General features: G+C 74.7%; 22 protein-coding genes. 11 read left to right on the forward strand and 11 right to left on the reverse strand.

Annotation, left to right across the window (positions count from 1 at the left end; genetic code table 11):
* Window positions 1-96 precede the first annotated feature (96 nt).
* Window positions 97-858: a glucose 1-dehydrogenase gene (locus AB0I22_RS05145; RefSeq protein WP_363129257.1), complete on the forward strand. Its 762-nt coding sequence runs from the start codon at window positions 97-99 to the stop codon at window positions 856-858.
* Here the strand turns inward: AB0I22_RS05145 and AB0I22_RS05150 are convergent.
* From AB0I22_RS05150 to AB0I22_RS05160, 3 genes are all read right to left on the reverse strand, one after another.
* On the reverse strand, window positions 786-2,168 hold the full coding sequence (locus tag AB0I22_RS05150) for an amino acid permease (RefSeq protein WP_363129258.1): 1,383 nt from the start codon (window positions 2,166-2,168) through the stop codon (window positions 786-788). The two genes, AB0I22_RS05145 and AB0I22_RS05150, sit on opposite strands and share 73 nt — an antisense overlap.
* 334 nt (window positions 2,169-2,502) lie before the next feature.
* Window positions 2,503-2,850, reverse strand: a complete 348-nt coding sequence (locus AB0I22_RS05155) for an Lsr2 family protein (RefSeq protein ID WP_363129259.1) — start codon at window positions 2,848-2,850, stop codon at window positions 2,503-2,505.
* A 92-nt stretch (window positions 2,851-2,942) separates the two neighbouring features.
* The gene (locus AB0I22_RS05160; protein WP_363129447.1) at window positions 2,943-5,051 is read right to left on the reverse strand and encodes a phage holin family protein; all 2,109 of its coding nucleotides are present in this window, start codon (window positions 5,049-5,051) and stop codon (window positions 2,943-2,945) included.
* A gap of 1,316 nt (window positions 5,052-6,367) precedes the next feature.
* Here AB0I22_RS05160 and AB0I22_RS05165 point away from each other — a divergent pair.
* Complete coding sequence (locus tag AB0I22_RS05165) at window positions 6,368-6,901, forward strand: GNAT family N-acetyltransferase (RefSeq protein ID WP_363129260.1); 534 nt, start codon at window positions 6,368-6,370, stop codon at window positions 6,899-6,901.
* Here the strand turns inward: AB0I22_RS05165 and AB0I22_RS05170 are convergent.
* Window positions 6,882-8,303 (reverse strand): MFS transporter, encoded by a 1,422-nt coding sequence (locus AB0I22_RS05170; RefSeq protein WP_363129261.1) that lies wholly within the window; start codon window positions 8,301-8,303, stop codon window positions 6,882-6,884. The genes AB0I22_RS05165 and AB0I22_RS05170 overlap by 20 nt on opposite strands.
* Before the next feature lie 75 nt (window positions 8,304-8,378).
* Window positions 8,379-9,056, reverse strand: coding sequence for a class I SAM-dependent methyltransferase (locus AB0I22_RS05175; protein WP_363129262.1), 678 nt, complete (start codon window positions 9,054-9,056; stop codon window positions 8,379-8,381).
* A gap of 190 nt (window positions 9,057-9,246) precedes the next feature.
* On the opposite strand from AB0I22_RS05175, the gene AB0I22_RS05180 reads away from it, so the two are divergent.
* The gene (locus AB0I22_RS05180) at window positions 9,247-10,029 is read left to right on the forward strand and encodes an MBL fold metallo-hydrolase (protein ID WP_363129263.1); all 783 of its coding nucleotides are present in this window, start codon (window positions 9,247-9,249) and stop codon (window positions 10,027-10,029) included.
* 8 nt (window positions 10,030-10,037) lie between these two features.
* A complete protein-coding gene (locus tag AB0I22_RS05185; protein ID WP_363129448.1) occupies window positions 10,038-10,652 on the forward strand; it encodes a VTT domain-containing protein in 615 nt (204 codons plus the stop codon).
* Window positions 10,653-10,693: 41 nt separating this feature from the next.
* On the opposite strand, the gene AB0I22_RS05190 is transcribed toward AB0I22_RS05185, so the two are convergent.
* Both AB0I22_RS05190 and AB0I22_RS05195 read right to left on the reverse strand, forming a co-directional pair.
* Window positions 10,694-11,890 (reverse strand): aminotransferase class I/II-fold pyridoxal phosphate-dependent enzyme, encoded by a 1,197-nt coding sequence (locus AB0I22_RS05190; RefSeq protein WP_363129264.1) that lies wholly within the window; start codon window positions 11,888-11,890, stop codon window positions 10,694-10,696.
* A 118-nt stretch (window positions 11,891-12,008) separates the two neighbouring features.
* Complete coding sequence (locus AB0I22_RS05195) at window positions 12,009-12,794, reverse strand: ANTAR domain-containing protein (protein ID WP_363129265.1); 786 nt, start codon at window positions 12,792-12,794, stop codon at window positions 12,009-12,011.
* A gap of 170 nt (window positions 12,795-12,964) precedes the next feature.
* Here AB0I22_RS05195 and AB0I22_RS05200 point away from each other — a divergent pair, with 170 nt between their 5' ends.
* Complete coding sequence (locus AB0I22_RS05200; RefSeq protein WP_363129266.1) at window positions 12,965-14,188, forward strand: PAS domain-containing protein; 1,224 nt, start codon at window positions 12,965-12,967, stop codon at window positions 14,186-14,188.
* A gap of 22 nt (window positions 14,189-14,210) precedes the next feature.
* Here the strand turns inward: AB0I22_RS05200 and AB0I22_RS05205 are convergent, their stop codons facing one another.
* A complete protein-coding gene (locus AB0I22_RS05205) occupies window positions 14,211-15,014 on the reverse strand; it encodes a SigB/SigF/SigG family RNA polymerase sigma factor (RefSeq protein WP_363129267.1) in 804 nt (267 codons plus the stop codon).
* 302 nt (window positions 15,015-15,316) lie between these two features.
* On the opposite strand from AB0I22_RS05205, the gene AB0I22_RS05210 reads away from it, so the two are divergent.
* Window positions 15,317-15,859: a type 1 glutamine amidotransferase domain-containing protein gene (locus tag AB0I22_RS05210; RefSeq protein ID WP_363129268.1), complete on the forward strand. Its 543-nt coding sequence runs from the start codon at window positions 15,317-15,319 to the stop codon at window positions 15,857-15,859.
* 73 nt (window positions 15,860-15,932) lie between these two features.
* Here the strand turns inward: AB0I22_RS05210 and AB0I22_RS05215 are convergent, their stop codons facing one another.
* Complete coding sequence (locus AB0I22_RS05215; protein WP_363129269.1) at window positions 15,933-16,529, reverse strand: TIGR03086 family metal-binding protein; 597 nt, start codon at window positions 16,527-16,529, stop codon at window positions 15,933-15,935.
* A 203-nt stretch (window positions 16,530-16,732) separates the two neighbouring features.
* On the opposite strand from AB0I22_RS05215, the gene AB0I22_RS05220 reads away from it, so the two are divergent.
* The 4 genes from AB0I22_RS05220 (at window position 16,733) to AB0I22_RS05235 (ending at window position 20,021) form a co-directional block, all read left to right on the forward strand.
* Window positions 16,733-17,173, forward strand: coding sequence for a CBS domain-containing protein (locus AB0I22_RS05220; protein WP_363129271.1), 441 nt, complete (start codon window positions 16,733-16,735; stop codon window positions 17,171-17,173).
* Between the two features lie 91 nt (window positions 17,174-17,264).
* On the forward strand, window positions 17,265-18,731 hold the full coding sequence (locus tag AB0I22_RS05225) for a phosphatase PAP2 family protein (RefSeq protein WP_363129272.1): 1,467 nt from the start codon (window positions 17,265-17,267) through the stop codon (window positions 18,729-18,731).
* Window positions 18,732-18,833: 102 nt separating this feature from the next.
* Window positions 18,834-19,643, forward strand: coding sequence for a class I SAM-dependent methyltransferase (locus AB0I22_RS05230; RefSeq protein ID WP_363129273.1), 810 nt, complete (start codon window positions 18,834-18,836; stop codon window positions 19,641-19,643).
* A gap of 24 nt (window positions 19,644-19,667) precedes the next feature.
* On the forward strand, window positions 19,668-20,021 hold the full coding sequence (locus AB0I22_RS05235; protein WP_363129274.1) for a VOC family protein: 354 nt from the start codon (window positions 19,668-19,670) through the stop codon (window positions 20,019-20,021).
* Between the two features lie 22 nt (window positions 20,022-20,043).
* On the opposite strand, the gene AB0I22_RS05240 is transcribed toward AB0I22_RS05235, so the two are convergent.
* Both AB0I22_RS05240 and AB0I22_RS05245 read right to left on the reverse strand, forming a co-directional pair.
* Window positions 20,044-21,201 carry a sulfite oxidase gene (locus tag AB0I22_RS05240; protein ID WP_363129275.1) on the reverse strand — a complete coding sequence of 386 codons (1,158 nt, stop codon included), beginning with the start codon at window positions 21,199-21,201 and terminating at the stop codon, window positions 20,044-20,046.
* A gap of 144 nt (window positions 21,202-21,345) precedes the next feature.
* Window positions 21,346-23,370 carry a DUF5107 domain-containing protein gene (locus tag AB0I22_RS05245; protein WP_363129276.1) on the reverse strand — a complete coding sequence of 675 codons (2,025 nt, stop codon included), beginning with the start codon at window positions 23,368-23,370 and terminating at the stop codon, window positions 21,346-21,348.
* A 197-nt stretch (window positions 23,371-23,567) separates the two neighbouring features.
* Between AB0I22_RS05245 and AB0I22_RS05250 the strand changes: the two genes are divergently transcribed.
* On the forward strand, window positions 23,568-23,915 hold the full coding sequence (locus AB0I22_RS05250) for a DUF6204 family protein (protein ID WP_363129277.1): 348 nt from the start codon (window positions 23,568-23,570) through the stop codon (window positions 23,913-23,915).
* Window positions 23,916-23,920 lie beyond the last annotated feature (5 nt).

Genomic DNA, 23,920 nt, shown 5'->3' on the forward strand with positions numbered 1-23,920 from the left:
GCGAGGGGAGTCCCTCTTCGCTTTTCATGCCCTTATTCGAGACCGTTCGTTCTTGTATTTTCGCAACGCCATATCTCTCCAGAGGAGTCACCACCCATGACCGCACGCTTCACCGGCAAGACCGTCCTCGTCACCGGCGGCGGCACCGGCATCGGGCGCGGCATCGCCCTCGCCTTCGCCCGCGAGGGGGCGAACGTCGTCGTCTCCGGCCGCAGGGCCGAACCGCTCAAGGAGACCGTGGCGCTCATCGAGGCCGCGGGCGGTGCGGGCGCCGCCGTCACCGCCGATGTGACGGACTCGCGGTCCGTGGAACGCCTGGTCGAGGAGACCGTGGACCGCTTCGGCTCGCTCGACGTCGCCGTCAACAACGCCGGGCTGTTCGTGCCGTCGGCCCCGGTCGCCGACATCCCCGAGGCGGACTTCCGGCAGGCCCTGGACGCCAACGTCACGGGCGTCTTCCTGTCCCTCAAGCACGAGATCGCCCATATGCGGGCGCACGGCGGCGGCGCCGTCGTCAACGTCTCGTCCAACCTCGGCGCGCACCAGCGGGCGGCGGGCCTCGGCGCGTACGTCGCGAGCAAGGCGGCGCTGTCCGCGCTGACCCGCAACGCCGCCCTCGACCACATCGCCGACGGCGTCCGCGTCAACGCGGTCAGCCCCGGCAAGGTGGACGCCCCCATGTCCACGCTGCCGGGCGAGAGCCCGCGGGAGAAGACCGAGCGGATGCGGCGGGAGATGCTCACCGGGCGGGCCGCCCGCCCCGAGGAGATCGCCGCCGCCGTCCTCTACCTCGCGTCGGAGGACGCCGCGTCCACCGTCGGCGCGGACCTGGTCGTCGACGGCGGCGCCACGGCCTGACGGCGGGCGGCCATCCACACGTAGACCGGGATGCCGGCGAAGAGGAACAGCACGCCCTGGTAGATCGCGGCGTACCCGGCGCCCGCGACCAGCCAGAAGGAAAAACCGAAGCCCACGGCGGCGAGCACGACGTCCCGCGCGAAGGAGCCCGTACGGACCTGCTCGCGCCGCCCGGTCAGCAGGAAGTAGAGCTGCGCGGCGGCGGCGAGCAGGTACGGCACGGTGGCCGAGAAGGTGGTGATCAGGACGAGGATCTTGAAGACGCCGCCGGAGCCCGAGACGTAGTTGACGACGGTGAGCAGCGAGGCCAGGACCGTGCCGACCAGCACCCCGAACGTCGGCACGCCGCGCCGCTTGCGCGCGAAGGAGACCGGGAACAGCCCGTCCTTCGCGGCGGCGTACGGGGCCTGCGCGCTCATCAGCGTCCAGCCGTTGAGCGCGCCGACGATGGAGACGACGGCGGCGACCGCGATGAGCGTGCCGCCCCACTCGCCGCCGAACATCACATTCACCGCTTCGGAGAAGGGGGCGGTGGAGGCGACGAGCTTGTCATGGGCGACCGTGCCGAAGACCGCGACCGTGCCGAGCAGGTAGACGACGGCCGCGCCGATCACGCCGAGCACGCTGGCCCGGCCCACGTTGCGCTCCGGATCGCGGACCTCGCCGGCGCTCATCGCCGCCGACTCGACGCCCACATAGCTGTAGAGCAGGATCGCGGCCGCGGCCGAGAGCCCGCCCACCGCGCTGCCGCCGCCCTCGTTGAACGCGCCCAGGTTGTCCGGATCGAAGAAGAAGAGGCCCACGACCGCGACGAAGAGCAGCGGTACGAACTTCAGCACGGTGGAGACGAGCTGGACCGCGCCGACCCAGCGGGTGCCCGCGAGGTTGGCGAGCGCGGGCAGCCAGAGCGCGACGAGGGCGACCGTGAGGTCCACGCCCATGGAGTGCCGGCCGCCCGCCAGCACATGGAAGTAGCCGACCCCGGCCACGGCGAGCGCGGCGTTGCTCACCCAGGTCATCGTCCAGTACGACCAGGCGGACAGGAACCCGGCGAAGTCGCCGAAGGCCGATCGCGCGTAGACGTACGGTCCGCCGGTGCGCGGGTCGCGCTTCGCGAGCCGCCCGAAGACGAGCGCGAGCGCGATGGCCCCGATGGTCAGCACGCCGAAGGCGACCAGGCTGACGGTGCCGAACGGGGCGACCGAGGCGGGCAGCAGGAAGATGCCGCCGCCGATGATGTTCCCCATGACCAGGGCGGTCGCGGTGGGGAGCCCGAAGCGGCGGGTGTGGGTGCCGTCGGTGTCGTGCATGAGGTGGTGCGCCTCTCGTCGTGCAGGCCCCCGTACGGTTCCGGGCGACAGAACATGCTCACCGAACCACGCCGCACGGACAAATCACCGCGTTTCCTTGCGCGAGGCGCTGTCCGCGACCGTAAAACGTTCAGCGATCACCGCGCACCGCGACGATTCGTCCACCGCATCGGCCGCGGTGCGGACGGCGGTACGGCGAATCGTACGTACGGTTCGTAGGCGCGGGATCGTAGCCGCGAGTACGCACCGGATTTCGGCGGCCGGCCGGCCGCGCCAATAGCAAAGGCCCCAAGGCGATTACCTTGGGGCCCGGCATTCCCGAAAACGCACGGACTCAGCGGCCGGCCTTTTCGTAGGCTTCCTTCACCGACGCCGGCACTCGGCCGCGGTCGTTGACCTCGTATCCGTTCGCCTTCGCCCAGGCGCGGATCTCCGCCGTATTCTCCCCGGCGGCCGGCGCCTTGCGCGGCTTGCCCTTGGAGGCCGCCACGCTCCCCCGGACCCGCCGGGCGCCCTCGGCGTGCAGATAGGGCTGAAGCAGCTCCAGCAGCTTGTCGTAGTTTTCGTCGGTGAGGTCGAGTTCGACTCCGGCGCCGTCGACAAGGATGGTGTGCTTCGCGATCTCCGCCGACTCTTCGCCGGTCAGATCGTCAACGTAAGTGGTAACTACCTTCTGTGCCATGGGGGGATTATAGGGCCCGCCAGGCACATGGCCGGACCAGTGTGCATTACGGAGAAACCGGGGGAAAAGAAGAGCAGGAACGGCATAAGGAACTACGGGACGCGGCCCGCGGCCAGTTTCTCGTCCAGCGGCGGTCCGGTCCGCGGCCGGAGGGCGGCGGCTTCGTCGAGCCAGCGGCGCAGGACCGCGTGAACGCCCTCCGCGCCCACGAGTTCGGCCCCGTCGGCCGTCGGCGGGGTCAGCTCGCGGGGCCACAGCAGGAAGGGGCGGCCCTGTTCGCCGCCGAGCCCGCCGTGCGAGCCGATCTGCTCCTCGAAGGCGTGCACGGCGCCGGTCGTCGGGTCGCAGGCGGAGTTGACCATGATGTCGGCGGCGTGCGGGAAGCCGGCGGTGCGGCGCACGGCCTCGACGGCTCCCGGCCCGAAGGCGTCGAGCGGACTGCGCTCGGCGCCCTCGCCGGTGTCCAGCCGGTGCTCGGCCCCGTCGCGGCCGAGGACCACGGGGCCGTGTTCGGCGGAGCGTACGAGCAGGAAGCCGATGCCCGGATGCTCCGCGAGGGTGCGCAGCAGGGCCGGGTGGTGGCGCTCGATCTCCTCGCGGCTCGCGCGGCCGGGGAGGTCGGGGAAGGAGACGAGGCCGAGGTTCCCGGAACCGAGCACGACGGGGTCCCGCGACGGGCCGGGCCGGGTCTCCCGCTCCGGGGCCTCCGCGGCCTCCGGCCGTCGCAGTGCGGCGCGCACCGCGACGCGGGCCTCGGCGCCGCTGCGGGTGCGCCGGGCACGGCGCGGCACGGGCAGCCCGCACCCGGCCCGTACCAGGTCCTGGAGGGTGAGGCCGTAGCGGTCGGCGAAGGTCGCGCCGGGGCTCTGGCCGTGGTCGGACAGGAGCACCAGCCGGTAGTCGCGCGGCGCGTGGTCGATGACCTTGGCGATCAGCGCGAGCGACCGGTCGAGGCGGCGCAGCACCTGGTGGGTGTCGCGGCTGCGCGGCCCGGAGTGGTGGGCGACCTCGTCGTAGGCGACCAGGTCGGCGTAGACGGCGGTGCGGCCGGAGAGGATGTCGCCGATGACGGCGGCCACCACCACGTCGCGCTCGACGACGGTGGCGAAGGCGCGGATGAAGGGGTACAGCCCGCCGCGCCCCACCCGGGGGCGCCGGCGGCGCGCCCTGGCGGCGAGGGACTGGCCGATCTCCCGGAAGAGCTCGGCGACGAAGGAGGCGGCGGTGCGGGCGGCGTTGGCGGGGTCGCAGAAGTAGGCGAAGTAGCCGGAGCGGGAGCGGTTGTTCCGGCCGCGCCGGGCGGCGATGGACAGCACCAGGGCGAGCTGGTCGGCGCCGCCGGTGAAGAGGTTGCCGCGGCTGGCGCCGTCGTCGGTGAGCAGCCCGCCGTGGCCGCTGCGGGCGGCGGCGCGGCGCTGGAGCTCGGCGGCGCTGGTCGGCCGGTTGCTGATCATCACCTCGCCGCTCTCCTTCTCGTACCAGCGGAAGGCGGGCACGTCCTCGTTGGAGCCGTGCAGGATGCCGAGCTGGCTGGCGCCGGTCTGGCTGGACCAGTCGGTGCGCCACGGGGTGAGGCGGTGGGTGGTCGCGGCCCATTCGGCGACGTGCTCCATCAGCGGCGGCCGGGGCCGGCCGCCCGTGCCGGGCCGCTCGCGCAGGGCGTCGCGCAGGACGTCGTGGCCGACGCCGTCGAGCTGGAGGAAGACCGTGCCGGGCGGCAGCGGACGGGCCGCGTCCCCGGCGGCGTCGGCCGCCTCGGCGTCTTCGCGGCGTCTTCGGCGGTCGGCGAGGCGGGCGAGCCGCCGCCGGTACGCGCCGTCGTCGTGGACGGTGAGCGCGGTACTGGTGGCGGAGGAGGCGGCGGACATCACCGCGGCGACCACGACGGCGGTCTTCAGGCCGACCCTGCCGTTGCCGACGGGCACCAGGTCGAGGGCGATCAGCAGCAGCGAGGCGTTGAGGAAGAAGACCAGGAGGCCGAGCACGAAGGCGGGCACGAGCAGCAGGGCCCGTACGAGCACGGGCCAGACCAGGGCGCTGAGCAGGCCGAACGCCCCGGCGCCGGCCGCCGCCGTGATCGCGATCCGGGTGGCGCTGTCGCCGTCGGCGGACTGGAGCCGGAAGTCGGGGAGGATCGCCGCGAGGACGACCATGGTGGCGGTGCCGACCGCCCAGACCACCAGCACCCGGAACAGGGCCATGCCCACGGTCCGCCATCGGGGCACCTGCACGCCGTTCTCACCTCACGTCCGCCGCCCGCATCGCGCACGCGGACTCGCTTCACAGCCTGTCATAGCGCCGAGAGGAGCGGCCGGGAGCCGACGGCCGGCGCGACGCCACGCACCGGCCGGACCTCCGGGACGCGCCGGTGGACACTCCGGGGCGTACGGGTCGGCGTTCCGGCGGCACGCCAGTCGGCGCGGCGGTGCGCGGACGCGCCATACGACGTTCCGGCTCGTACAGGCCGGCGTTCGGGCACGCACAGACCGGCGGTCCGGCGGCGCGCACGGGCCGGAGCCACGGCACGTGCGGGGTCGAGCCCCGGCCCGTACCAGGTGGCGCGGCAACGCGCACCAGCCGGCGTACCAGCACACGCCAGTCGACACATCGGCACGCGCAGGCCGAACCTCCGGCGCGAACCCGACGGCGCGACGCCACGCACCGGCCGGACCTCCGGAATGCGCCGGTGGACACTCCGGGGCGTACGGGTCGGCGTTCCGGCGGCACGCCAGTCGGCGCGGTAGCGCGCGGACGCGACATACGAGGCTCCGGTGCGTACAGGTCGGCGGTCCAGCAGCACGTACGGGCCGCAGCCACGGCACGTGCAGGGTCGAGCCCCGGCGCGCACGAGGTGGCGCGGCAGCGCCCACCGGCCGGCGCACCGGCACACGCCGATCGGCACATCGGCACGCGCACGCCGGAACTCCGGCGCGCATGGGCCAGGCCTCCGGGACGCCTATACGACGCTCCGGCGCGCACGGGTCGGCGTTCCGGCATGCACAGGTCGGCGGTCCAGCAGCACGTACGGGCCGCAGCCACGGCACGTGCAGGGTCGAACTCCGGCGCGTACAAGGTGGCGCGGCAGCACGCACCGGCCGGCACACCGGCACACGCCGATCGGCACGCACAGGCCGAACCTCCGGCGCGAGCCCGCCGGCGCGACGCCACCCACCGGCCGGACCTCCGGGACGCGCCGGTGGGCGCTCCGGGGCGTACGGGCCGGCGTTCCGGCGGCACGCCAGTCGGCGCGGCGGTGCGCACGGGCCGACGTTCGGACACGCACAGGCCGACGGTCCAGCAGCACGTACGGGCCGCAGCCACGGCACGTGCGGGGTCGGGCGTCAGCGCGTACGACGTGGTGGCGCGGCAGCGCGCACCGGCACACGCCGATCGGCACATCGGCACGCGCAGGCCGGACCTCCCGCGCGAGCCCGCCGGCGCGGCAGCGCGCCACCCGCCACTGCCCCGGCGCAAGCCGGTTGGCGTTCGGGCGCGCGCCCTGGGCAGTATGAGCGCCGTGACTGAGATCCGTACGCCCCGACTTCTGCTCCGCCGCTGGCACGAGGACGACCTCGGCCCGATGGCGGAGATCAATGCCGATCCGCAGGTCATGGAGTGGATCGGGGACGGTTCGGTCCGGGACCGGGAGGAGACGGCCGAGGCCGTCGAGCGGTGGGAGGAGGAGTGGGACGACGAGGGCTTCGGGCTGTTCGCCGTCGAGCTGCTGGCCTCCGGTGAGCTGGCCGGGTTCGTGGGGCTGTCCGTGCCGTCGTTCCTCCCGGAGGTGGAGCACGAGGTGGAGATCGGGTGGCGGCTGGCGCGGCAGTTCTGGGGGCAGGGGTACGCGTCGGAGGGGGCGCAGGCCACGTTGGAGTTCGCGCTGCAGGACCGGGGGCTGGACCGGGTGATCAGCATTCACCGGACGGGCAACACGGCGTCCGAGAATGTGATGCGCAAGCTCGGCATGGAGCTGGAGCGCGAGACGACGCACCCGCTCTACGGTTTCCCGCTGCGGGTGCACGCGATCGATCTCAGCGAGTACGCGGGGTGACGCGGGGCGTCCGCCCCGGTATCAGGGTGGCGGCCCCGGCGGCGGCGAGCGCCGCGATGATGCCCGCGAGGAGGAAGGCGAGGCCGTAGCCGTCCCCGCCGGTGCGGGTGTTGGCGACGGCGGAGAACCCGGCGATGCCCAGCGCCGTGCTGACCTGGCGGACGGTGTTGAGCAGGCCGGACGCGAGGCCGGTCATGGCGGGGTCCACGCCGCCGGTGGCGGCCACCGTGATGGGGGTGAAGGCGAGGCCCGCGCCGAGGCCGAAGAGCGCGACGGGCAGCACGACGGAGGGGAAGAAGGAGGTGTGCGGGCCGAGGCGGGAGAGCAGCAGGAAGCCGGCCGACACCAGGACGAGGCCGGTGAAGGCGGTGCGCCGGGCGCCCCAGCGCGGGGTGAGCCGGCCCGCGAACTGGGCGCCGATCATCACCGCGAAGGCGGCGGGCAGGAAGCCGAGCCCGGCGCGGAGCGGCGAGAAGTGCTGGACGTTCTGGAGGTAGAGCGAGATCAGCACGGGGCTGGCCAGGTATCCGAGGCCCAGGCCGAACATGACCGCGTTGGCGCTGCTCACGGAGCGGTGGGTGAAGATCCGCAGCGGTACGAGCGGGCTGCGCGCCCATTTGTGCTGGCTGATGAGGAAGAGGGCGAGCAGCACCGCGGCGGCCCCGAGGAACCAGCCGCCCCGGGCCGCTCCCCCGTCGCCGCCGAAGCAGACCACGCCGTAGACCAGTGCGACGAGGCCGCAGGTGACCAGCAGTGCGCCGGTGAGGTCCAGGGGCTGGCGGCGGGCTTCCGTACGGGCCCGGCGGGCGAGCGTGAGCGCGGCGATGGCGAGGACGGCGACGCCGATCGGCACGTTCACCAGGAACACCCAGCGCCAGCCGAGGGTGTCGGTCAGCACCCCGCCGCACAGGGTGCCGGCGGCGGCCCCCACCGCGCCGACCATGGACCAGAGCCCGAGCGCCCGCGCCCTGCGCCGCGGTTCGGCGTACGCCTGGTGGACGATGGTCAGGGTGGTCGGCATGAGCAGCGCTCCGCCGATCCCCTGCACGGCGCGGGCGGCGACGAGCCAGCCGGAGCCGCTCGCCACTCCGCATCCGACGCTGGCGGCGGTGAAGACGCCGAGGCCGGTCAGGTACATGGCGCGGGTGCCGAAGAGGTCGGCCAGCCGTCCGCCGAGCAGCAGGAATCCGGCGAAGGCGAGGGTGTAGGCGGTGACGACCCAGCCGATGGAGGAGGCGGTGAAGCCGAGGTCCCGGGCGATGGGCGGCAGGGCGACGGAGATGATCGTCGCGTCGAGCACGACGAGGAACTGCGCTCCGCAGGCCAGGACCATCAACAGCCATGGCCTGGCGGCCCGTTCGCGTTCGGCCGCCGGGATTCCGGTCGCCGCGGTCACTGACATGCCCACCCCTTCCGATGCAAGGTTAGGCTAACCTAACTTCAGATCGAGGGGAACTCCCCGCCTCCCGCGACGCGCTCAGCCCCAGCCCGCCAACACGGCGAAGCCGTACCGCTTGTAGAAGCAGTCCGCGCCCTGGAAGCCCGCCTCCGCGAGCCACGCCAGATGGTCCGCGACCGGGGCGGGGTCGCCGCGCACCAGCTCCTCGCGCACCGCGTCGATCTCCTCCCCGCTCGCGCCGCGGTCCGCCGCCTCGCGCAGCCATACCTCGCCGTACAGCGCGTCCAGGCCCGGCTCGGGCCCGGCGACCTGCTCCGCGTTGACGAACACCCCGCCCGGCGCGAGGACCTCCCGGACCCGCCCGTAGAGCCGCCGCTGGTCGGGCCGGGGCAGCTGGTGGATGGCGAGCGCGGAGACCACGATGTCGAACGGGCCGGGCGGCAGCGCCTCCCGCAGGTCCCGTACGTGCGGGGTGTGCCCCACCGCGAACAGGTCGAGGGCGGGCCGGGCCGCCGCCAGCATCCGCTCCGAGGAGTCGACGAGGTCGAAGGTGGCCTCGGGCAGCACCGAGGCCAGCCCGCAGGCGAACAGGCCCGTGCCCGCGCCCAGGTCGAGCACCTTCGGCGCCTGCCGCTCGCCCGCCGCCGCCAGCTCGACGGCGACCTCGTAGAAGGCGTTGAGATGCGGTACGAGCCGGGGCCGGGCGCTGTCGTAGCCCTCCGCGCTCCAGACCGCCAGCCGCGAGACGTCCACCACTGCGAACTGCCCACCAATCGAACCGCTGTTCCGTCAACTCGGCACACTTTACTTCCTGTTCGGTGCGCCTGCCGAGGGCTGCCGCCCCGGTGGGGAATGGGCGGATTCGCGTGCGAACCGGACTCAACTACGCTCAGGCGGAGCGCGGACAGCAGCGGACACGCGGACACGACACGATGGGAGGCGGCGGGTGCCGGTCGAGATCACCTGGTGGGGTCATGCCACCACGACGGTGGAGGACTCCGGGGTGCGGGTGCTGACCGACCCCCTCTTCGCCCGCCGCCTCGCGCACCTGCGCCGCCGCCGGGGCCCGGTGCCGCCGCCCGCCGCCGCGGCCGCGGACATCGTGCTCGTCTCGCATCTACACGCCGACCACCTGCACCCCGCCTCGCTGCGCCGGCTCGCGCCCGGCACCCGGCTCGTGGTGCCGCGCGGCGCGGGCCGTGCCGTGCCGGGGCTGCGGAAGGTGGCGGCGGACCGGGGGCTGCGGGTCACCGAGGTGGCGGCGGGCGACGAGCTCCGCGTGCGGGACGTCGTGGTGCGGGCGGTGCCCGCCGCGCACGACGGCCGCCGGCTGCCGTACGGGCCGCACCGGGCGGCCGCGCTCGGCTATGTGGTGCGGGGGGAGGCCGCGACGTACTTCGCGGGCGACACCGGGCTCTTCGACGAGATGCCGGAGGCCGTCGGGGCGGTGGACGTGGCGCTGCTCCCGGTCGGCGGCTGGGGCCCGTTCCTGGGCCACGGCCATCTGGACGCGGGCCGGGCGGCGCTCGCGCTGGCCCGCCTCGCGGCGCGCGACGCGGTGCCGGTGCACTACGGCACGTACTGGCCGATCGGCATGGACGCGGTGCGCCCGCACGAATTCCACGCGCCGGGCGACGACTTCGTACGGCACGCGGCCCGGCTCGCGCCGCGGACCGCGGTGCACCGGCTGGGGCACGGCGAGAGCGTGCGGCTGGGGGCCGCGGGGTGAACGGCCGCATGGCCCTGGCGGAGCTGGCCCGCCAGGTGCCGCCGGAGTCGACGCAGCAGGCGGTGGGCTACCCCTCGCTGTTCCTGCTGGTGTTCCTGGGGTCGCTGGTGCCGGTGGTGCCGACGGGGGCCGTGGTCAGCTCGGCCGCCGTGGTCGCCGTCCACCAGACGGACCCCTTCGCCCTGCTGGTGGTCTTCGGCGTCGCGTCCTTCGGCGCGTTCCTCGGCGACATCGCGCTCTACTGGCTCGGACAGCGCGGCGTCCGCTCCCGCAACGGCTCACGATGGCTGGAACGGCTGCGCGACCGGGCCGCGCCGGAGCGGCTGGCGCAGGCGCGGACCAAGCTGGAGGAGCACGGGGTCGCCGTGCTGGTCCTCTCCCGGCTGATGCCGGCGGGCCGCATCCCGGTGATGCTGGCGTGCCTGCTGTCGCGGACGCCGATGCGCCGCTTCGTCCGCGGCGACGTCCCCGCCTGCCTGGCCTGGGCCGCCACGTACCAGCTGATCGGCATCCTCGGCGGCTCCCTCTTCCCCCGGCCGTGGGAGGGCGTGGCGACCGCCGTCGGCCTGACGCTGCTGGTCAGCGCGGCGCCGACGGTGTGGCGCAAGGTGCGGCAGCGGTGAGGCGGCGGGCACGGGAGCGCTGAGGCGGGAGCGCCGCTCGCTCAGCCCCCCGCCAGCTCCCCCAGCACCGCGCCGAAGCGGGCCAGCGCCTGCGCGACGTCCGGTGACTCCAGCGGCTCGGCGGCGTCCAGGGCCCGTTGCCGGGCCGCGTCGCCGGTCAGGAGGGCCAGCGGGGAGAAGCGGACGCGCAGCGCGTCGGGGCTGTCGGCGAAGCGGTGGCCGCCGGGGGTGTGGCAGCCGAGGCGCGCGCTGAGGTGGTCCTCCAGCTCCACGGAGTCGGTGATGCCCCGGGCGGCGAGCGCGGTGCGCAGTTCGCCGAGGTCGGCGTAGAGGAACGGACCGGCCTGCGGCGGCCGGCAGAGCGCGCCCGCGAGGGTGAGGCGGCCGTACGCGGCGGTGGCGAGCGCGCCGAAGAGCCGGGCGGCGGCGGCCGTCCGGGCCCGGACCGGCGCGGGCTCGTCGAGCGCGTGGGCGGCGGCCGCGGCGACCGGGGGCGCGAGCAGCGCCCGTAGGGCCGTGCAGGTGGAGAGCGTACGGGCGCGCAGCGCCCGGCCCGGCCCGGTGTCCGGGAAGCGGGCGAGGGCGGCCGGCCAGGCGGTGGGGGTGAGGGAGCCCGCGAGGTCGGTGAGGACGACGGTGTGCTCGGGGCACATCTCGGCGGGGCCGACGACCACGGTGCCGTGCGCGTCGTACCGGGTGTCCCGCCAGGTCTCGTCGCTGATGACCAGCAGTTCCTCTGCCGTGGCGGCCTCGCACACCTCGTGCAGCGTCTCGGGCGGTACGAGCGTGCCGGTGGGGTCGTCGGCGACGGACAGCACCAGGGCGCGCGGCCTGCCGCCCTCGCCGCGAATCCGCCGCACGGTCTCCAGCAGCGCGAACGGGTCGGGGACGCCGCCGCACTCGGCGGGCACGGGCACGTGGTACGAGGCGCCGCCGGCGAGGCGGGCCACCTGCGTGTACCAGGCCGCGCAGGGGCGGGTCAGCAGCACGTCGCCGCCGAGCGAGGCGAGCAGCGCGAGCAGCAGGGGCTGGGCGCCGGGGGCCGCGATCAGCTGGCCGGCGTCGGTCCACAGGCCGCGCCGGGCGAAGTATCCGCGGGCGGCGGCGTGCAGGGCGGGCCCTCCCCCGGCGGGCTCCGGTGCGGAGCGGCCGGCCGCCGCGGCGAGCTGTTCGGCGAGTTCCGCGAGGACGGGCAGCCCGCTCTCGGGCGCGGACAGAGCCGGGGCGGTGGGCTGCATCCGGACCTCCGGCTGCGAGTGGGTGGACGGGCCGTCGGCAGAGTGCGGACCCGTCCACCTTCGCAGACCTCGCGGCTACAGGCGCGGGGTGGCGCGTGGCCGGAGCGGACGCGCCGGGTCAGGTCCCCGTCGGGCGGGCCGCGGCGGCGGGCCCGGCGGCAGGCGCGTCCTCGGCGGCGGGCGCGGCGTTCCGGCGGAGCTTGCGCAGTTCGCCTTCGAGCCCGTGGCCGCGGGTGCGCACGACGATCTCGGCGAGGTCCGCGAGCTTGCGGTTGGCCCGCTGGGAGTGGCGCCGCAGCAGGTCGAACGCTTCCTCCGCGTCGCAGCCCAGGACGTACATCGCGATGCCGCACGCCTGGTCGACGACGGGCCGGCGGCGCAGCGCCGTGTCGAGCTGGTCGACCTCGGCGAGCGCCCGGCGGTAGCGGCGGTCGCGGACGAAGTTGGTGAGGGCGAGGTCGCCGAGCATCTCGGTGGCCTCGTGGGTCTCCTGCCGCAGGGGGCCGGGGCGGAAGCCGTAGACGCTGACGGTGACGGTGAGGGCGTCGCGGCTGAAGACGAGGGTGGCGCTGGAGCGCACGCCCGCGTCCAGGGCGCGGGCCCGGAAGCCGGGCCAGCGGCGGTCGTGGAGGAGGTCGTCCGCGGCGGCCTCCCGGCCGGTGTCGAGGGCCGCCGGTATGGGGCCTTCGCCGGTCTCCAACTGGGCCGTCACCAGGGTCGACAGGTCCGGGTGGGTGGCGGCCGTGGACGCGTCGTCGGCGCCGTCGGTTACGGCCGTGACCGTGGCGCCGCAGATCTCGGGGGCGCACCAGGCGGTCTGCTCGGCGAGGTGCGCGAGGCCGCGGTCGAGGGACGCCGCGCCGTACTCGGAGGCGCCGGCGACCTGCGCGATTGAGGTGCTCATACGGTCCGGCATGGGCTGGATCAGTCCCTTCGGTTCGATTCGTTCCTCCCGTGCCCTAACTGTCCGGCTGCCCGCCGGGCCCGTACCGGAAACGGACGGCGAATACGGAGCGATGACAACAGGCCGAATCTGCTGGGCTGGCCGTCACCCGTCCGGGCTACGGTGTGCCCATGACCGGGGCTGAGGAATTCGGTGCGGAACTGGCGGACTTCCGCAGCCGCGTCGACGAATTGCGCACCGCGCGGGCACTGCCCGCGCAGGAGCGGCTGTCCGCGCTGGACGCCGCGCTGTTCGAACTGGAGCACGCCGCGGACGTCCTGTGGCCCCGGTACGAGGAGCTGGCCGCCGCCGCGCGCGGCGGCGCGGAGGGTCTGCGCGGGCAGAGCGGACAGGAACAGCAGCTGTTGCGGGCGCTGTTCCAGCGGATGCCGATGGCGGTGGCGCTGCTCGACCGGGAGACGGTGGTCCGGCGGCTCAACTTCGCGGCGACCCAGTTGTTCGGGATGCGCGCGGGGTTCGCGACGGGCCGGCGGCTCACGGGGTCGCTGCGGCACGACGGGCGGGCGGCGCTGCGCGGTCAAGTCGCGGCGGTCGCGCGCGGCGAGGGGGCGCGCAGCCTGCTGGTGCACCTGCCCGGCGGCCGGGCGGGCGCGGCCCTGCGGGTGACGCTGACGGCGCTGCGGCCGTCGGGCGAGCTGCGGAACGCGGTGCTGGCCGTCTTCCAGCCCGCCGCCGACGGCGAACGGCCGGGCCCCGCGCCGGCCGCCTCGAAGGCCGCCCAGTCCAAGCAGGTCGCGGCCCAGGGCTCCGCGGCGGGTCCGTACCTGGCGGAAGTGACCCGGCACGCCGAGCTGATGGACCTCCTCGACGCGATGGCGACGGCGCTGCTGGGCCGGCGCGCGGGCGGCCCGGCCGAACTGCTGGAGCGGGCGGCGCGGGTGTTACAGGGCCAGTTCGCGGACTGGGTGGTGGCCGACCTCAACGACGGGGGGACGCTGCGGCGCGTCGTCGTGCTGGGCCCGTCGCAGGCGGACGGATTGCGCGCGGCGGTGGCCGAGGGCAACCCGGCCGACTGCCCGCTGGTGGTCGAGGCGACGGCCGCGGGGACCTCGGCGCTCCAGGTGCGCCCGGACGATCCTGAACTCTTCGGCCGCGATGGGGACGGGGCCGCGCTGCTGGTACGGGCGGAGGTCACCTCGCTGGTGTGCGTACCGCTGCGGCCGGGCCCGGCGTCGCCGGTGCGGGGCGCGCTGACGCTCCTGCGCTCGGGCGCGCGGCACGCGTTCGAGATGGCGGAGGCGGGTGTGGTGGACCGGATATCCCGGCATGTGGCGCTGGCCATGGCGGCCGTCGAGCCGTCCCGGGGCCGGGACACGGCGGAGGCCGCCTCCTGACGCCGCCTCACTTCCGCTGGGTTCACGCGGCCTCCTGGAGCACCTGGCGGCGCAGCCGGTTGCAGGTGCGGCTGATCAGCCGGGACACGTGCATCTGGGAGATGCCGAGCTGGTCGGCGATCCGGCTCTGCGTCATGTCGCAGAAGAACCGCATGTAGAGGATGTTCCGCTCGCGCTCGGGCAGGGCGCGCAGCTTGGGCTTGAGGGCCTCGCGGTCCACGACGAGGTCGAAGCCGTGCTCGGGCGAGCGGAGGGTGTCGGCGAGGGAGTAGCCGTCCTCGGCGCCCGGCAGTTCGGCGTCCAGGGAGAGGGTGGTGAAGCTCTCCATCGCCTCCAGGCCGACCAGCACCTCTTCCTCGGTGAGACCGGTGTGGCGGGCCAGGGCGGCGACGCTCGGGCCGTGGCCGTCGAGCGAGCGGGTCAGTTCGTGGGTGGCGGTCCGCACCCGGTTGCGGAGGTTCTGGACGCGGCGGGGGACGTGCAGGCCCCACATGTGGTCGCGGAAGTGCCGCTTGACCTCGCCGACGATGGTGGGCACCGCGAAGCTCTCGAAGGCGGTGCCGCGGTCCGGGTCGTACCTCTTGACGGCCTTGACGAGGCCGAGCAGGGCCACTTGCTGAAGGTCCTCGACGGACTCGCCGCGGTTGCGGAACTGCCGCGCCAGGCGCTCGGCCATCGGTATCCAGGCCCGGACCACGCGCTGCCTCAGCTCGTCCTTCTCGGGGCCGTCGGGCATGGCGACGATGCGGCGGAAGTCGCCCATCGTGTCAGGGGCGTCGTCATGGGGGTGCCGACGGTGTGTGCGTACCGTGATCGCGGTGGCCATTGCTGGTCTCCTCAGCGGTGGGTGGGTGGTGGCACCGCGGGAGCGCACTGCGCGAGGCGGACAGAGCACGCCTGGAGCGATGATCCGCTCCCACGGGCGTGCCTCCAGTCCGAAGCACATACTTTCGGGTGCCCCGCCGTGCGGGGCCCAAACGGGGTTTTCTTCCCGCTTCCCGCGGACACCCGTCTCCGCGGGGCGGCGGAGCCCGTCGAGTGTCGGGATGTCCGCGCCTCGCCTACGTTCGTAGGAGTCCCACCGTTCGCGGGAGAACCGCGCGCGCAGCGTGTAAGGAAGTGAGCATCATGCGGATCGCTTTTCTGGTGGCGCCCGAAGGCGTGGAGCAGATCGAGCTGACCGACCCCTGGCAGGCCGTGCTCGACACGGGCGGCACGCCCGAGCTGGTGTCGACGGAGTCCGGCCGCATCCAGGCGTTCGACCACCTCGACAAGGCCGGCACGTTCGCCGTGGACCGGACCTTGGACGAGGCGGCGGTGGCGGATTACGACGGGCTGGTGCTGCCGGGCGGCGTGGCCAACCCCGACGCGCTGCGGATGGACGGGCGGGCCGTCGCGTTCGTCAAGGGCTTCTTCGACGCGGGGAAGCCGGTAGCGGCGATCTGCCACGCGCCGTGGACGCTGATCGAGGCCGATGTGGTGCGCGGCCGGACCCTCACCTCCTGGCCGAGCCTGGCCACCGACATCCGCAACGCGGGCGGCACTTGGGTGGACGAGCAGGTCAAGGTGTGCACGGGCGGGCCGAACACGCTGATCACCAGCCGCAAGCCGGACGACCTCAAGGCGTTCCGGGAGGCGTTCACCCAGGCATTCGACAAGGCCGGCGGCTGAGCACGGCCGCCCGCGGGTGCCGTAGGGGCCCGTACTGCCCCTTACGGCCCCTTACGGCCCCTACGGTTCGGTCTCAGGGCCGGCGGCCCAGCAGGCACAGGAGCTTGGTCTGCGGGTCCGAACCCGGCGGCGGTTCCACGGGCTCCGCGAAAAGGCCGCTCTTGGCCAGGTCGGCGGCGTGCGGCGCCACTTGGCGGGCCGCGAAGGAGACGAGCTCGCCCGGCAGCCGCTCGTCGCCGCCGATGGCGCGCGCCAGGTCCCAGGAGTGCACCACGGCGTCGGTGATCATCTCCGCGCAGTAGTCGGCGGCCGAGCTGTCCCCGTAGGAGAGATGGACCGTGCGCTCCAGCGCGTTCGGCTCCGCGAAGGCCGCCCGGGCCGCCGCCGCGGCCCGGACCCAGGTCGTGGCGGGGTCGTCGCCGAGCCGGTCGCCGTCGAAGGCGTCGCCCTGCGCGTCGATGGAGGAGCCGTCGCGGACCAGCGACGGCACCCAGAGCTGTTCGACGGTGAGGTGGTTGACGAGGTCGCGTACGGTCCATTCGGCGCACGGCGTCGCCGCGCCCCACTGATCGGGCCGGACGGCGCGCAGCCGCTCGGTGAACAGGTCGAGCGCCTCTTCGTGCCGGGTGAGCAGCGGATTGTGCAGTGTGGTGTGCAACGGATCGGCCATGCCGCCATTGTCACCGCGGGGCCGGCCGGCTGCGACCCCGGCGACCGCGGGCGGACGGCCGCGATCCCCTCGTGTCGATTACGCCGTCTCGGGTACCCGCTCCACGCAATCCGGCTCTGACGTGCTCACCCGCGCGTCGCGGGTACCGCGGCGGGCCGGCACGGAAGGGAATCACCGAGAAACCGATAAGAGGTCGAACAGAGATGGCCCAGTTCGTAAAGGACGTCATGACACCCGCGATCGCCTCGGTCTCCCCAGACGCCTCACTGGTCGAGGCCGCGCAGCTGATGCGCTCGCAGGGCATCGGCGATGTGCTGATCGCCGAGGGCGGGCGGCTCCTCGGCGTGCTCACCGACCGCGACATCACCCTGCGCGCCGTCGCCGACGGCGTGGACCCGCTGACCGTGAGCTGCCACTCCGTGTGCACCCGCGAACCAGTGACGGTCGGCCCCGAGGAAGAGGTACGGGCGGCCGTCCGCCTGATGCGCGAGCACGCCGTACGGCGGCTGCCCGTCGTCGAGAACGGCCGGCCGCTCGGCGTCATCAGCATCGGGGACCTCCTCCAGGAACAGGAACCCGGCTCGGCGCTGGCCGACATCAGCCGCGCCTCGCCCAACACCTGGCCGGGCACCGCCTCGGCCTGAACACGCGCGAGCGGCCATGCGCACGCGGCGCCGCCCCCGGCCCCTGGTGTCGGTGCCGCATCCCGGCGGCGCGCCGGGGTAGACGTCGCGCATGCGAAATCCGTTGAACACATGGGACCGCTCGGCCTTCCACCAGGTCGCCACCCGGCACTGGCCGGGCGGTGACCGCGTGCTGCCGGGGCTCTCCCGCAGCGCGAACCACGGCGCCCTGTGGCTGGGCATCGCCGCCGGCGCGGCCGTGCTCGGAGGCCGGCCCGCCCGGCGGGCCGCGCTGCGCGGCGCGGTCTCGCTCGCCGCTGCCTCGGCCACCGTGAACACCCTGGGCAAGAGGTCGGTGGGGCGGCGGCGGCCGCTGCTGGACTCGGTGCCGGTGATACGGCGGCTCGCCCGGCAGCCGTTCACCACTTCCTTCCCGTCGGGGCACGCCGCTTCGGCGGTTGCTTTCGCGACCGGCGTCGCGTTCGAGAACCGCTGGTGGGGGCTGGCTCTCGCGCCGCTCGCCGCCTCCGTGTGCTTCTCCCGCGTCTACACCGGCGTCCACTATCCGGGCGATGTGCTGGCGGGCGCCGCGCTCGGCGCCGGCGCGGCCTACGCGGTGCGCGGGCTCGCGCCGACGCGCTCCCAGCTCGCGCCCCCGGCCCGGCCGCAGGCCGACGCGCCGGCGCTGCCGGAGGGGCGCGGGCTGGTGGTGGTCACCAACGCCGGCTCCGGGCAGCGGACGTCGACCCGCCCGGACCGGGCCCAGGAGGTGCGCGACGCGCTGCCCGGCGCGGAGGTCGTCGAGTGCTCCGCGGACGAGGGCGAGCCGCTGGACAAGGCGGTGGAGGCGGCGGCGGAACGGGCGCGTGAACTCGGCGGCGCGCTGGGCGTGTTCGGCGGGGACGGCACCGTCAACACCGCCGCCACCGCCGCCGTCCGGCACGGGCTGCCGCTGGCGGTGCTGCCGGGCGGCACCCGCAACCACTTCGCGTACGACCTGGGCATCGAGACGGTCGCCGACGCGTGCCGGGCGGTGAACCGGGGCGAGGCGGTGGCGGTCGATCTGGCGCGGTTCGGGGACGGGGAGTATTTCCTCAACACCTTCTCCATCGGCGCCTATCCGGAGCTGGTGCGGGTCCGCGAGCGCTGGGCGCCGCGGGTCGGCGCCTGGCCGGCGGGGGTGCTGGCGGCGGTGCACGTGCTGCGCACGGCGACCCCGATCGAGGTGACGGTGAACGGGCGGCGGCGCTCGCTGTGGCTGCTGTTCGTGGGCAACTGCACCTATCGCGGCCTCGGCCTGGCCCCGGTGCGGCGGCACGACCTGGCGGACGGGGTGCTGGACGTACGGGCCGTCTACGGCGGTCGGCTGGCCCGTACGCGGCTGCTCACGGCGGCGCTGACGGGGGCGTTGAAGCACTCGCCGGTGCTCGGCTCGGCGCGGGAGCGGCAGTTGCGGATCAGCGGGTTCCGGAACGGCACGCATCTGGCCTTCGACGGGGAGGTCATGCCGTGCCCGGAGCGGCTGACGCTGGAGAAGGAGAACGAGGCGCTGGTGGTCTACCGGCTGTTGGAGGAGTGAAGGGGCAGGCGGGGAGCGCCCATACTGTGAGACGACTCTCTCGTAATCCGAGATGCGCGCGTACGGTGGCGGCACCGCTTCACGCAGGCCGAGGAGGACGCCATGCCGCAGGAGACCGCCGTCTACACCCATGGGCACCACGAGTCGGTGCTCCGTTCGCACACCTGGCGCACGGCCGCCAACTCCGCCGCCTACCTGCTCGGTTCCCTCAAGCCGGACATGCGCGTCCTGGACGTCGGCTGCGGCCCCGGCACCATCACCGCGGACCTCGCGGAGCTGGTGCCGCAGGGCGGCGTGACGGGGCTGGAGGCCGCCGCCGGGGTACTGGAGCAGGCGCGCGGCGTGGCCCGCGAACGCGGCCTGGACAACGTCGACTTCGCCGTCGGCGACGTCCACGAGCTGGACTTCCCGGACGACTCCTTCTCCGTGGTCCACGCCCACCAGGTGCTCCAGCACGTCGGGGACCCGGTGCGGGCGCTGAGCGAGATGCGGCGGGTCTGCGAGCCGGGCGGGATCGTGGCCGTACGGGACGCCGACTACGCCGCCATGACCTGGTACCCGCAGCCGCCCGCCCTCGACCGGTGGCTGGACCTCTACCGGCGGGTGGCCCGCGCCAACGGCGGCGAGCCGGACGCCGGCCGGCGGCTGCTCTCCTGGGCGCGGCAGGCGGGGTTCACCGACGTCACGGCGTCGGCGGCGACCTGGTGCTATTCCACACCCGAGGAGATCGCGTGGTGGAGCGGTCTGTGGGCGGACCGCACCGTCGCCTCCTCGTACGCGCGGGTCGCGGTGGACGGCGAGCACGCCACGGAGGGGGAGCTGGCCGAGATCTCCGAGGCGTGGCGCGAGTGGGGCCGGCAGCCGGACGCCTGGTTCGGCGTACTGAACGGCGAACTCCTCTGCCGCGCGTGATCTTCCCCAACTAGGCTGTCCCGTATGGACATTCTGGGGACCTCACTGAGGGTGTGCGTGAACGATCTGGACGCCGCGATCGGTGTGTACGAACGGCTGACGGGGGCCGAGGCGCAGCGCTTCCAGCGCGGCGCCGTCTCGGTCGCGGCCGTCGGCTGCTTCTTCCTGATGAGCGGCCCGGAGGCGGAGCTGTCGATCCTCCGCAAGATCACCGCGACCATCGCGGTGGCGGACGTGGACGTCGCGGTCGACGACCTGCGGGCGGTGGGTGCGCAGGTCATCGCCGGGCCGGTGCCGTCGCCCATCGGGCGCAACCTCGTCGCCCGCCATCCGGACGGTTCCGTCTTCGAGTACGTGGACCGCAAACCGGCGCTGTGACGGGCGTATCCGGCGGCGGTCCCTAGACCACGGTCACCGGGCAGCGCACCACGGCGTCGAAGAAGTAGCCCTGGGTGTTGGGCACGGACCGGTCGGGCTGGGTGCGGCCCGCCGTGTCCGTGGCCCGGGCCAGGAGCTCGGCGGGGCCGGGGTCGCGGGGCCGCCAGTCGGTCTCCCAGCGCACCCAGCCGTCCCCGCACGGCTCGTCGCGCAGCCGCGCGGCGCTCCAGTGGGCCCCGCCGTCCGTGCTGACGTCCACCCGCGCCACTCCCCCGCCGCCCGACCAGGAGCGCCCGGTGAGCCGGTGCGTGACCCCGGCGGGCAGGGCCGTTCCGGCGTCGAGCTCCCAGGCGCTGCGGACGGGGAGCACGGTCATCGGCGCGCCGCCGGGCGGGTGGTCCGGCCCGAAGAGGCGGTAGAACTCGGTGGTCCACGGGGAGCTGAGCGGCCGGTCGGAGACCTCGATGTCGCCGACCCATTTGACGGAGGCGACGCCCACCCAGGACGGGGCGATGATCCGGACCGGATAGCCGTGGTCGTACGGGAGGGGCTCGCCGTTCATCTCGTAGGCGAGGATCACGTCGTCCAGCGCCTTGGCCGCGGGCATCGGCCGGCGCACCCGGCCGTGGTCGACGCCGTCGCTGACATAGGCGTCGTCGAGGCCGCGCGGCATCACGTCGACGGCTTCGGGCCGGATGCCCGCGAGGCGCAGTACGTCCGCGAGGCGCGCGCCGCGCCAGCGGGCCACACCGACGGCGCCGAGCGTCCAGGGCGTGCCGGTGACATCGTCGCCCTGCTGGCTGGTGAAGTAGCTGCGGCCGTTGCCCGCGCATTCGAGGCAGGCGGCGCGGACCACGGCGGGCAGGGCGCGCAGTTGGGCGTAGCTGAACCGGACGGGCGCGCCGCGCAGCCCGTCGCCCCAGACCGTGAGCCGCCAGCTCTCGGCGTCCAGCCGGGGCGTCGTGGTGTGGTTGCGCACGAAGAACCGGTCGTTGGGGGTGTGGTAGCCGGTGCGGCGCAGGGCGGCGGGCGCGGTCTCGGCGTTGGTGCCGCGCAGGGTGAAGAGATCGGGCGGCAGCGGTTTGTGGATGCCGCCGCCCTCGGCGGCCACCGCCGGCCTGAGCCGGCCGCGCCGTCGGGCGCTGTCGTCGGGGCGCTGCGGGCGGGGGTGCGCGGGCATGGCCGGTACTCCTGACGACGGGACGCATGCCGGTGCCGGCACGCGGGAGACGGAAACCTGACGGACATATGGAGCGTCCGCGAGGATATTTCCCGGCTCCGCGCCCGATAAAGCACCTTCTGCGCCATCGTCGGAGCGCTCCCGTCACATGGGCCGCATCCGGAAGTCGTACTCCGCCGGCAGCGGGTGCTCGGCCCGCGCGCGCTCGCGCACCTCGTCGGTGACCGGGCCGCCGCCCGCCACGAGCTGTTCCGCGATGGCGTACCAGGTGTCGCCGAGCGCCTCGTCGCCCTCGCGCAGGTCGTCCACCTCGAAGCCCCGGTCGAAGAGCTCCCGCGCGGCGGGCGCGTCCCCTTGGGCGAGCAGGACGCGGGCGGCCAGCAGCCGGAAGCGGCCGCGGTCGCGGGTGACACGGGGCAGCGCGTCGAGCACGTCCGCCGCGTCCCCTGGGCGGCCCGCGGCGAGCAGGGCGAGGACCGCCTCCTGGCCGAGCGCGGCGAGCGCGGCCCGCTGCTCGACGCCGTCGCAGCAGCGGTCGCCGGCGTCCTGGAACGCCTGGAGCCAGCGCTCGGCGGACCGGTCGCGGTGGCCGCGTTCCTGGTCGGCGACGGCCAGGCAGCGCAGCGAGGGCCAGTGGTCCCTGGCCGAGTGCTCCCAGCTGCGGGCGGCCTGGGAGCGGTCGCCCGCGTGCCACTGGGCGACCCCGAGGTGGTAGCGGACGTCGGGGGTCGGCCGCGCCGCCTCCAGGTGCTCGCGCCAGTACGGGCCGACGAGCGAGGGGCCGGGCGGCAGGTGCCGGGGGTGCGGCGGCAGGGCGCCGGTGCGCAGCAGTTCGAGCCAGGGGGCCTGCTGCGGGCCGAGGGTCGCCGCGTCGAAGGGGGTGCCGGGCAGCCGGTGGCCGCCGCGTTCGGTTTCGAGCGCGCCCCAGCCCGAGCCGGTGGCCAGGCTCTCCTTGGGTTCGGTGTCGGCGTACGGCCGCCAGGCGGCGTAGGCGGCGTCCACGTCGGCGCGCGGCAGGGCCGCTTCGAGCCGGCGCCCGGCCTCGGCGCGCGCCGCCGCCCAGTCGGCGCCGTGGACCGCGGCGGGGTCCGCGGACAGCGGCCCGTACGCCTCCAGCCAGGCGAACTCACCGCCCGGCGGCAGCGGTACGTGCTCCAGCTGGGTGCGGGCGAGGCCCGCCTGGATCTCGGCGTAGCCGCCGGCGCCGGGCTCGGTCAGCCACCGCTGCCAGCGGCGTCCGCCGGCGCCCGAGCCCCAGCGGAAGAGCTTGCGGCCGCGCAGCGTGTCGGTCGAGGTCTGTACGAGGCCGTGGCCCTGCCCGTCGAGCGCGGCGATCCAGGGGCGCGCGCCGTCCTCGATGTCGTGGAAGAAGTCGGCGGGGTGCTCGCCGCCCAGCGGGTAGGTGCACTCGGCGTCCCCCGCGCCGGGGACGGGCACGCGGCGCAGGGATCTGTCGTAGCCGAAGTGCCAGGCGGCGTCGGCGGGGGCGAGGACGCGGGTGCGCTCGTCCTCGGGTACGGCGGTGTTGGACCACCAGTAGACGGGCGCGGTGCGCTCGCCGGGGTTGCGGACGCGCACCCCCGCGTACAGGAAGTCGGCGCCTTCGGGGAGCCAGAGGTCGACCTGGAAGACGAGGTCGCGCAGCCGCTCCCACTCCCACAGCCGCAGCATCTCGCCGCCGTCGGGGGCCGGGACGCGGGCGGCGTGCAGCGGGGCGGTGCACAGCGGGCCGTGGCCGGTGGCGCCGATGTTCCATTCGATGCCGCCGGAGAACCAGGCGCCGTGGAGCGCGAAGTCGGCGGGCTGGAGGACCGGGTTGGTGTGGAGGAGTTCGCGCCCGGTGGGCTTGTGGCGCAGGGAGTGGACGCGTCCGCCGAGGCCGGGCAGGACGGTGGCGCGCAGCCGGTCGTTCTCGACGACGAGGGCGTCGAGGTCGGCGGGGGCGCGGTGGCGGGTGTAGCCGTCGCGCAGCCGGACCGGCAGGACGGAGCGCAGCGGCGCGTAGCCGCTCTGGAGGGCCATGTCGGCGGGGAGGGCGGCGCGCTGCCGGGCGTCGAGCACGTGCGCGTCGCCGTGCGGTCCGCGCGGCAGCAGGGCGGGCAGCGGGTTCTCGGGCCCGAGCGGTGCGGCGGGCAGGGTCAGGACGGCACGTCGGATGGTCGTGGCCACGGCAACCTCGCTCCTCGTCTGGCGCCGCCTCGCGGCGGCGCTCCGGCACGCCGTGCCCGGCGGCCCCCGATGACCATGGAACACGCTTCGGGCCCCCGTGAACAGGGCCGCCCCCGGTCAGGGTTGCGCAAAGAGCGGTAACTAACCTGAACCCCGACCCGAGAACGATGAGGCCAGGACCCGAGGGGCGGGAAGCGGTGGCGACGGAACACACCTACCGGGTGACGGTGCGGGGGCGGTTCGACTCCCTGGACCCCGAGGCGCGCGAGCGGCTGCTGGCCGAGGCGGACGCGTTCGAGGCGAAGCGGGGGCGGTTCACCGAGGGCGGGACGTTGCGGTACCGGCCGGACCTGACGTCCTTCGCCTTCCGCTATCTGGTCACCGCCGACTCCGAGGAGGGCGACGAACTGGCGTCGCTGCTCGCGGAGGAACGGGCGGTCCAGACACTGGACGAGGCCGGTTACGGCTACGCGGAGCTGCGCAGCGAGGCCACCGACATGGACGCGGGCGCCCCTCCCGGCAAGCTGTGCCGGTCACGGCCCTAGGCGGG

Source organism: Streptomyces sp. NPDC050610, from assembly GCF_040654875.1.
In the GTDB taxonomy this organism is placed as follows: Bacteria; Actinomycetota; Actinomycetes; order Streptomycetales; family Streptomycetaceae; genus Streptomyces.

Bases quoted from the DNA above. Each gene is read 5' to 3' on its own strand.
- AB0I22_RS05145 (WP_363129257.1), top strand. From the start codon at position 97: ATGACCGCACGCTTCACCGGCAAGACCGTCCTCGTCACCGGCGGCGGC.
- AB0I22_RS05150 (WP_363129258.1), bottom strand. From the start codon at position 2,168: ATGCACGACACCGACGGCACCCACACCCGCCGCTTCGGGCTCCCCACC.
- AB0I22_RS05155 (WP_363129259.1), bottom strand. From the start codon at position 2,850: ATGGCACAGAAGGTAGTTACCACTTACGTTGACGATCTGACCGGCGAA.
- AB0I22_RS05160 (WP_363129447.1), bottom strand. From the start codon at position 5,051: ATGGCCCTGTTCCGGGTGCTGGTGGTCTGGGCGGTCGGCACCGCCACC.
- AB0I22_RS05170 (WP_363129261.1), bottom strand. From the start codon at position 8,303: ATGTCAGTGACCGCGGCGACCGGAATCCCGGCGGCCGAACGCGAACGG.
- AB0I22_RS05185 (WP_363129448.1), top strand. From the start codon at position 10,038: ATGGCCCTGGCGGAGCTGGCCCGCCAGGTGCCGCCGGAGTCGACGCAG.
- AB0I22_RS05190 (WP_363129264.1), bottom strand. From the start codon at position 11,890: ATGCAGCCCACCGCCCCGGCTCTGTCCGCGCCCGAGAGCGGGCTGCCC.
- AB0I22_RS05195 (WP_363129265.1), bottom strand. From the start codon at position 12,794: ATGAGCACCTCAATCGCGCAGGTCGCCGGCGCCTCCGAGTACGGCGCG.
- AB0I22_RS05200 (WP_363129266.1), top strand. From the start codon at position 12,965: ATGACCGGGGCTGAGGAATTCGGTGCGGAACTGGCGGACTTCCGCAGC.
- AB0I22_RS05205 (WP_363129267.1), bottom strand. From the start codon at position 15,014: ATGGCCACCGCGATCACGGTACGCACACACCGTCGGCACCCCCATGAC.
- AB0I22_RS05210 (WP_363129268.1), top strand. From the start codon at position 15,317: ATGCGGATCGCTTTTCTGGTGGCGCCCGAAGGCGTGGAGCAGATCGAG.
- AB0I22_RS05215 (WP_363129269.1), bottom strand. From the start codon at position 16,529: ATGGCCGATCCGTTGCACACCACACTGCACAATCCGCTGCTCACCCGG.
- AB0I22_RS05220 (WP_363129271.1), top strand. From the start codon at position 16,733: ATGGCCCAGTTCGTAAAGGACGTCATGACACCCGCGATCGCCTCGGTC.
- AB0I22_RS05225 (WP_363129272.1), top strand. From the start codon at position 17,265: ATGCGAAATCCGTTGAACACATGGGACCGCTCGGCCTTCCACCAGGTC.
- AB0I22_RS05230 (WP_363129273.1), top strand. From the start codon at position 18,834: ATGCCGCAGGAGACCGCCGTCTACACCCATGGGCACCACGAGTCGGTG.
- AB0I22_RS05235 (WP_363129274.1), top strand. From the start codon at position 19,668: ATGGACATTCTGGGGACCTCACTGAGGGTGTGCGTGAACGATCTGGAC.
- AB0I22_RS05240 (WP_363129275.1), bottom strand. From the start codon at position 21,201: ATGCCCGCGCACCCCCGCCCGCAGCGCCCCGACGACAGCGCCCGACGG.